Consider the following 9,369-nt stretch of genomic DNA (forward strand, 5'->3'; position numbering starts at 1 on the left):
CGCAGCGAAGGGAGAGCGGGTAGACCTGGCTGCGGTCAACGGGCCCGCCTCAGTGGTCCTTTCCGGTCCTGCAGCCGAGATCGAGGCTGTCCGGGAGCGTTTCACGGCGGCCGGGGTCAAGACGCGGCGGCTGAAGGTCTCCCACGCCTTCCACTCCTCGTTGATGGAGCCGATGCTCGCCGAGTTCGAGCAGATCGCCTCAGGTGTTGCGTATCAGCGGCCCCGCATACCCGTGGTGTCGAACGTGTCGGGTCGTGTCGCGGGGGAGGAGCTTCAGACGCCAGCGTACTGGGTGCGGCATGTGCGTGAGGCGGTTCGTTTCGCCGACGGGATCGCTTGGCTGGCCGATGCCGGGGTGACGAGGTTCCTGGAGCTGGGTCCGGACGGCACCCTGTGCGCGATGGGTGCCGAGTGCGCGGAGGGTCTGTTCGTTCCCGCCACTCGTCGAGGTCACGGCGAGGTCGAGACGTTCACCACGGCCCTGTCCCGTCTGTGGGCCAGCGGCGCGCACGTCGACTGGCCGGCCCTGTTCACCGGCCGCAACCCGACCCGCGTCGACCTCCCCACCTACCCCTTCCAACACCAGCGCTACTGGCTGGACCGCGCAGACACCTCCGACGCCACGACCCCCGATCCCGAAGAGTCCCGCTTCTGGGCGGCAGTGGAGCGCGAGGACGTGACCGCCCTCGTGGAGGAGCTGGACACCGGTCATGACGCACTGCGCGAGGCCCTTCCCGCGCTCGCCGCATGGCGCAGGCGCCGACGCGAACACAGTGCCGTCGACGGGCTCCGCTACACGGTGACCTGGAAGCCCTTGACCGCCACCACCCAGTCGGCGAAGGGACGTTGGCTCGTCGCCGTGCCCGAGGCGCCCGGCGATCCCGCCTTCCCGGCCGCGGTCCAGGCCGCCCTCACTGCGGCCGGGATCGAGCCGGTCACCCTGCCCGTGCCGCTCACCGCCAGCTCCGGCGCGGCACTGGCCGAGCGTCTGGCCGAGCACGAGGCGGGGACGTACAGCGGCGTCCTCTCCCTGCTCGGCTGCGACCCGACCGCCACCACCCCGGACGCCGATGGCCTGGCCCCCGCCGTCACCGCCACCCTCGCCCTGCTGCACGCGCTCACCGCGGCCGGGGCCGAGGCGCCCCTGTGGTGCGCCACCCGGGGTGCGGTCGCCGCCGCTCCCTCCGACGCCGCGCCCGACGTGGGCGGCGCCGGGCTCTGGGGTCTCGGCCGCGTCGTAGGACTGGAACTGCCCGATCTGTGGGGCGGTTTGGTGGATCTGCCGTCCGCGCTCGACGAGCGGACCGGGCGACTGCTCGCCGCGGCCCTGGGCGGTGGCGACGGGGAGGATCAACTCGCGGTCCGGCCATCGGGGTTGCTTGCCCGGCGGCTCGTGCGGGCCGGTGGCCGAGTGCGCGAGGAGGGGGAGTGGCCGCCGCGCGGTACCGTCCTGATCACCGGCGGTACCGGGGCGCTCGGCGCACATGTCGCCCGTTCCCTCGCCGCTGACGGTGCCGAGCGTCTGCTGCTGCTCAGTCGAAGGGGACCCGAGGCGCCCGGTGCCGACGCGCTCGCCGACGAACTGCGCGCGGCGGGTGCCGAGGTCACGGTCACGGCGTGCGACGCCGCCGACCGCGAACGGCTCGCCGAGGTGCTGGCCGGGATACCGGACCTCACCGCCGTGATCCATACCGCCGGAGTCGTCGAGGACGGTGTGGCTGCCTCGGTCACCGAGGAGTCGCTGCGCCGCGTGCTGCGCCCGAAGACGGCCGCCGCTCACCACCTCCACGAGCTGACCAGTCGTCACAACCTGGCGGCGTTCGTGTTGTTCTCCTCCGTCTCCGGGACCGTCGGCACGCTCGGGCAGGCCGCGTACGCCGCCGCCAACGCCTCCCTCGACGCGCTGGCCGAGTGGCGGCGCGCCTCCGGTCTGCCCGCCACCTCCGTCGCCTGGGGACCCTGGGCCGGAGGGGGCATGGCCGGGGAGCGGATCGTGGAGACCGGGGTCCGGCGTGCCGGTCTGGTGCCGCTGGACCCCGCGCGTGCCCTCGCCGCGCTGCGGCGGACGGTGCTCGGCGGCACCGACGGCATCGTGGTGGACGTGGAGTGGGACCGGTTCGCCGCCGCCTTCACCGGCAACCGCCCCAGCCCGCTCCTCGCTGACCTTCCCGAGGCGCGCCGGGTGCTCGGGCAGGGGGAGCGTCCTGGCGGTGACGAGGGTCTCGTCGCCCGGCTCGCGGCGCTGCCCGTCCGGGACCGGGAGCGGGCGGTGGTGGATGCCGTACGGGGTCTTGTCGCCGGTGCGCTCGGCCACGCCTCTCCGCAACGCGTCGATCCCGCACGCCCCTTCAAGGAGCTGGGCTTCGACTCGCTGACCGCCGTGGACCTGCGCAATCGGCTCATCGCCCACATCGGGCTGCGGCTGCCCACCACCCTCGTCTTCGACTACCCCACCACCACCGCGCTCGCCCGCCACCTCCTCACCCTTCTCTTCCCGGAGACGGATGAGGCCGCTTCCGCGCCGATGGCCGCGGGGAGCGAGGTCGAGGACGATCCGGTCGTCATCATCGGCATGAGCTGCCGGCTGCCCGGTGGCGTCGACTCCCCGGAGGCACTCTGGGAGTTGCTGGCCGAGGGCCGGGATGCCATCACCCCCTGCCCCGACGACCGCGGCTGGGACATCGAGGACTACTACGACCCCGACCCCGAGCGGCCCGGCAGCACGTACGGCCGCGAGGGCGGCTTCATGACCGGGGCGGACGGCTTCGACGCGGGCTTCTTCGGGATCTCGCCGCGCGAGGCGCTGGCCATGGATCCGCAGCAACGGCTGTTGCTCGAGTCGAGCTGGGAGACCGTCGAGCGGGCCGGGATCGACCCGCACGCACTGCGGGGCAGCAGGACGGGTGTCTTCGTCGGCCTCGTCGCCTTCGACTACGCCCGCGCCTACGGACCCGGCCAGGAGGACCTGGAGGGCTTCCTCGGCATCGGCAACTCCGCGAGCGTGGCCTCCGGCCGGGTCGCGTACGCGCTCGGCCTCGAGGGGCAGGCGTTGACCGTCGACACCGCCTGCTCCTCGTCGCTGGTCACGCTGCATCTCGCCGCGCATGCCCTGCGGAGCGGCGAGTGCGATCTCGCGCTGGCAGGTGGGGTCACCGTGCTGCCCTCGCCGTCGATCTTCCTGGAGTTCAGCCGTCAGCGCGGACTGTCCGCCGACGGCCGGTGCCGTGCCTTCTCCTCCGACGCGAACGGCTTCGGGCCCGCCGAGGGAGTCGGCATGCTGCTCCTGGAACGGCTCTCCGACGCCCGCCGCAACGGGCACCGCGTCCTCGCGGTCGTGCGGGGCTCGGCGGTCAACCAGGACGGCGCCTCCAACGGGCTGACCGCCCCCAACGGCCCCTCCCAGCAACGCGTCATCCGTGCCGCGCTCACCCACGCCGGCCTCACCGCCGCCGATGTCGACGCCGTGGAGGCGCACGGCACCGGCACCACCCTGGGGGACCCGATCGAGGCACAGGCGCTCCTGGCCACCTACGGACAGGGCAGGGAGGCGGAAAGGCCGCTCTGGCTCGGCTCGGTGAAGTCCAACCTCGGTCACACCCAGGCAGCCGCCGGTGTCACCGGCGTCATCAAGATGGTGCTGGCGATGCGGGAGGGCGTCCTGCCGAAGACGCTGTACGTGGACGAGCCGACCCCGCACGTGGACTGGACGACGGGCGACGTACGGCTGCTGACCGAACCGACCCCGTGGCCCGAGACCGGGCGCGTCCGGCGCGCGGGGGTCTCCTCCTTCGGCATCAGCGGCACCAACGCGCACGTCATCCTGGAGGCACCGGAGCCGACGGAGGAACCGTCCGCGCCGCGGCCTGTCGCCGGTGAGCCGGTCTGGCGGGGCGCTCCGGTGCCGTGGACCCTGTCCGCGCGCGACGCCGACGCCCTGCGCGCCCAGGCCGCCGGCCTCGCCGACCTCGGGGAGACCGACCCGGCCGACGTCTCCTTCGCCCTGCTGACCCAGCGCGCCGCGCTGGAACACCGTGCCGTCCTCCTCGGCCCGGACCTGCCGGGTGCGGCCCGAACCCTGGCGGCGGGCACGGTCGAGGACGCCGGGTCGGTCGTGACCGGCCGGGCGAAGCCGCCCGCGGGCGTCACCTTCGTCTTCCCCGGCCAGGGCTCGCAGTGGCTCGGCATGGGCCGGGAACTCCTCGCCGCCAGCCCCGTGTTCGCCGCGCGCGTCGCCGAGTGCGAGGCGGCTCTGACGCCGTACGTCGAATGGCGCCTGACCGAACTGCTCAACGGCCCGGAGCCGGACTCCCGTTGGGCCGACTGGATGGAGCACGTCGAGATCATCCAGCCCGTGCTGTGGGCGGTGATGATCTCACTGGCCGCCGTCTGGGAGGCGCTCGGCGTCACCGCGTCGGCGGTCGTCGGACACTCCCAGGGTGAACTGGCCGCCGCCGTCGTCGCCGGGGCGCTGAGCCTGGACGACGGCGCCCGTGTCATCACCGCCCGCGCGACGATCGGCGCGGGCCTCACCGGGCGCGGCGGGGTCGTCTCGGTGGCCGAGGGCGCCGACCGGATCGCCGAGCGGCTGGCCGCCCGACACCCCGAGCTCTCCGTCGGAGCCGTCAACAGCCCGGCCTCCACCGTCGTCGCCGGCACGCACGAGGCGCTGGCCGCGCTGATCGAGGAACTGGAGGCGGACGGTGTCTGGTACCGCCGCGTCGCCCACTCCTACGCCTCCCACTCACCCCACATGGAGGAGATCAGGGAGCGACTGCTCGCCGACATCGGCACGGTGACCCCCCGGCCCGGCCGGGCCGTCTTCCTCTCCACCGTGACCGGCGGGCTCCTCGACACCACCGACCTGGACGCCGCCTACTGGTACCGCAACCAGCGCGAGTCCGTGGCCTTCCGCAGCGCCGTCGAGACCTCGCTCGAACTCGGCCACACCACCCTCGTCGAGGTCAGCGCCCACCCCGTCCTCGTCGCCGCCCTGGAGGACACCGCGGCCGCGGCCGGCACCGCCGCGGTGGTGACCGGCACCCTCCGCCGCGACGAGGGAGGCCCCGACCGGTTCACGGCGGCGGCCGCCACCCTGTGGACCGCCGGTACCGACGTCGACTGGACCGCCCTGCACGCGGGCCGCGCCCCGCACCGCGTCGACCTGCCCACCTACGCCTTCCAGCGCCGCCGCTACTGGCTCACCGCCCCACCCGGCACCGCGGGGGACCCCGCCGGGCTCGGCCTCACCGACACCGGCCACCCGCTCCTCGGCGCCGTCGTGCGCCCCGCCGACGACGACGGACTGCTGCTCACCGGGCGGCTCACCGCCCACGGCCACCCCTGGCTCGGACAGCACCGGCTGCTCGGCACCCCGCTGCTGCCCGGCTCCGCCCTGTCCGAGCTGGCGATCCGCGCGGGGGACGAGGCCGGCTGCGGCCGCCTGCGCGAACTGGTCCTGAGCGGCCCTCTGGTCCTGCCCGACCGAGGCGGCGTACAGCTCCAGGTCACCGTCGGTGCCCCGGGCCCTGAGGGCGAACGTGCCGTCGCGATCCACTCCCGCCCCGACAGCGCCCTCGACGACGAGCCGTGGACCTGTCACGCCGAGGGCGTCCTGATCCCGGAGACCGGCACCGAACCGGAGGCGACGGGCCTCACCGTCTGGCCCCCGCTCGGCGCCGAACCGGTCGACGTGTCCGGGTTCTACGACCGAGCCGAGGCCGCGGGGTACGCCTACGGCCCCGCCTTCCACGGCCTGCGCGCCGCCTGGCGGCTCGGTGACGAGATCTACGCCGAGGTCTCCCTTCCCGACGCACTGCGCACCGAGGCCCAGCGCTACGGCCTCCATCCGGCCCTCCTCGACGCGGCGCTCCACGCGAGCGCCCTGTCCAGGCAGACCGCATCGGACGCCCCCACCGCGCTGCTCCAGCCGTTCGCCTGGACCGATGTCAGGCTGCACGCGGCTGGAGCGACCGAACTGCGCGTCCGTCTCACGCCCGCGGGCCCGGACGGCACCGGCATCCTGCTCGCGGACCCGACGGGCCGGACCGTGGCCGAGGTCGCCGCACTCGTGCAGCGCAGGGTGGACACGGGTCAGCTCACGACCGGCGCGGACGCCTTCCTGCACGTCGAATGGACGCCCCTGGCCGAGCGTCACCAGGTGGCAGAGGACGAGGAGTTCGCCACCTGGGCGGTGCTCGGGGACGACCCGCTCGACCTCGCCGCCACCCTCCAGGAAGGCGGCCACGCGGTCGTCAGCCATACGGACCTCGACGGCCTGCTCGCCGTCATCGAGGCGGGCGTACCCGCCCCGGAATGGGCCCTGTTGCCGTCCGGCGCGCCAGACCTTCTGGAAAGCTGGCTCGCCGACGAGCGGCTCGCGGACATCCGCCTGGCGGTCGTCACGCGCGGCGAGGCGAATGGTCCCGTACGCCGTAGTCAGGCCGAACACCCCGGCCGCATCATCCACTTGGACCTGGACGCCGACCCGGACCCGGACGTCCCGGCCGCCCTGCGCACGGCCCACGCCACCGGAGAACCCACCCTCGCCCTCCGTGACGGCACCCTCCTCGTGCCCCGGGCCCGACGGCTGGCCGTGGGCAGTGAGACGTACGAGCACCTGGACGGCACCGTCCTGGTCACGGCCGACGGCGAGGGCGCGTCCGCCGCAACGCTCATCCATCACCTGGTGACCGAACGAACCGTCCGCTCGCTGCTCGTCGCGGCCCCCGACGCCGTCCTCGACGACGAACTGCTCCGCCAGTACGAGGTGACCGTCGAGCGGGCGACAGGCGATCCCACCGACCGTGCCTGGCTGGCGGGTCTGCTCGCGAGCCGCCCGGTCACCGCCGTGGTGGACACCGCGGCCGACCCCACCACGACCGTCCACCTGCACGAACTCACCTCAGACACCCCGCTGAAGGCGTTCGCCGTACTGTCCGACGCCCCCGACCCCCGCCTCGCCACCTTGACCGACCACCGTCGCGCGACCGGACTGCCCGTCGCCGTGGTCACCGGGGCACCCTGGGAGCCCGGCACGGACACATCCGTGGCCCGCGCCCTGGCAGCCGTACTCGACCAGAGCCTGCCTCCGCTCATCGCGACCCGCCTGGACCCGGCGGAGCTACGCCGCCGTGCCGCGGCGGGCACGCTTCCCCCGGAACTGAGGGACCTCGTACCCGCCGCCACGCCCCGCCGCCGCGGAGCCGTCGGTTCGACGGCGGGCCCCGACCCGGCCGCCGGCGACGCCCTGGTCCGCAAGCTCTCCGGCCTCAGCGCGGACGAACGCCTCCGGCACCTCATCGACCTGGTACGCCGACAGGCCGCGGCCGTCCTCGGCCACGAGTCCGTCGACGCCATCGACGCCGAACGGCCCTTCAAGGAGCTCGGCTTCGACTCGATGATGTCCGACCGGCTCCGCAAGCGGCTGGCCGCCGAGACCGCCCTGCCCCTCCCGGCCACCCTCGCCTTCACCTACCCGACGCCCACCGTCCTCGCCGCCCACCTGGACGAGCGACTGCGCCTCACCGACGGCGACGCGGCCGACACCGACGACACCGACCGCGTGCTGGCCGAGATCGAACGGCTCGACACCGCCCTCGCCGTCGTGGAGCCCGGCGTCACCGACCATGCCGCCCGCGCCCGCGTCGTCAAGCGGCTCCAGTCGGTGCTCTGGCGCTGGAGCAGCGACGCCGGAACCAGCACCGACGGCGTCCTCGACGGCGGCGCCCTCGACTCCGCCACCGACGACGAGATGTTCGACCTGATCGACCGCGAGCTTGGAGCCTAGGGAGTACTCGATGCCGAACACCGAAGACAAGCTCCGCGAATACCTCAAGCGCGTCACCGCCGACTACTCCCAGGTACGGCAGCGGCTGCGCGAGCTGGAGGCCAGGGACCAGGATCCGGTCGCCATCGTCGGCATGGCCTGCCGCTTCCCCGGTGGCGTCGACTCGCCCGACGAGCTGTGGCGCATGGTCGCCGAGGGCGTCGACGGCATCACCCCCTTCCCCACCGACCGGGGCTGGGACGAGGACCTGTACGACCCGGACCCCGACGCGTACGGCAAGAGCTATGTGGTCGAGGGCGGCTTCCTGCACGACGCAGCCGACTTCGACCCCGAGTTCTTCGGCATCTCGCCGCGCGAGGCGCTGGCCATGGACCCGCAACAGCGGCTTCTGCTCGAAGCCTCCTGGGAGGCGATCGAACGGGCAGGCATCGTCCCCGCCACCCTGCGCGGCACCCGTACCGGTGTCTTCGCCGGAGCCGTCGCCTCCGACTACGCCGCCCGCCTCGACTCCGTCCCCGAGGAGATCGAGGGCTTCCTCGTCACCGGCAACATGACCGCCGTGGTCTCCGGCCGGATCTCCTACGTCCTGGGCCTCGAAGGCCCGGCGGTCACCGTCGACACGGCCTGCTCCTCCTCCCTCGTCGCCACCCACCTCGGCGTCCAGGCCCTGCGCAACGGCGAGGTCGACCTCGCCCTGGCCGGTGGCGTCACCGTGATGCCCACCCCCTCGGGCTTCGTCGGCTTCAGCCGCCAGCGCGGCCTCGCCCGCGACGGCCGCTGCAAGGCCTTCTCGGCCGCCGCCGACGGCACCATCTGGTCCGAGGGCGTCGGCGTCCTGCTCCTGGAACGCCTCTCCGACGCCCGCCGCAACGGACACCAGGTCCTCGCCGTCATCCGTGGCTCCGCCACCAACCAGGACGGCGCCAGCAACGGCCTCAGCGCCCCCAGCGAACTGGCCCAGCGCCGCGTCATCGAACAGGCCCTCGAGAGCGCCCGCCTCACCACCCGCGACGTGGACGCGGTCGAGGCGCACGGCACGGGTACGACGCTGGGCGACCCCATCGAGGCCCAGGCCCTGCTGGCCACATACGGCCAAGGGCGCGACACTGACCGCCCGTTGTGGCTCGGCACGGTCAAGTCCAACATCGGCCACTCCGGCGCCTGCGCGGGAGTGGCGGGCGTCATCAAAACGGTCATGGCGATGCGGGAGGGCGTGCTGCCGCGCACCCTGCACGTGGAGGAGCCGACGCCCCACGTTGACTGGACGGCCGGTGACGTCCGCCTCCTCACCGAGCAACGGGAGTGGCGGGCGAACGGCCATCCGCGCCGCGCCGGCATCTCCTCCTTCGGCGTCTCCGGCACGAACGCCCACGTCATCCTGGAGGAGGCTCCCGCTGAGGCGGAGCCGGGGCCGGTGGTGGTGTCCGGTTCCGAGGGCTTGTCGGGGTCGCCGGTGGTGCCGTGGGTGGTGTCGGGGCGTACGGCTGTGGCTTTGGCAGCGCAGGCGGGGCGGCTGGCGGGGGTTTCCGGCGATGCGGCGGACGTGGGGTGGGGCTTGTGGTCTTCGCGTACGGCGTTGGAGA

The 9,369-nt window shown here is 73.8% G+C and carries 2 protein-coding genes; both read left to right on the top strand.

Annotation, left to right across the window (positions count from 1 at the left end; genetic code table 11):
- Positions 1-7,786 (top strand): SDR family NAD(P)-dependent oxidoreductase (locus tag ACWDRW_RS39715; protein WP_451733285.1); only part of this gene is annotated, 7,786 nt, incomplete at its 5' end.
- Between the two features lie 10 nt (positions 7,787-7,796).
- The coding region (locus tag ACWDRW_RS39720; protein ID WP_451733288.1) for a type I polyketide synthase at positions 7,797-9,369 on the top strand (1,573 nt) is incomplete at its 3' end.

The sequence above is a fragment of the Streptomyces sp. NPDC003635 genome (genome assembly GCF_053587635.1).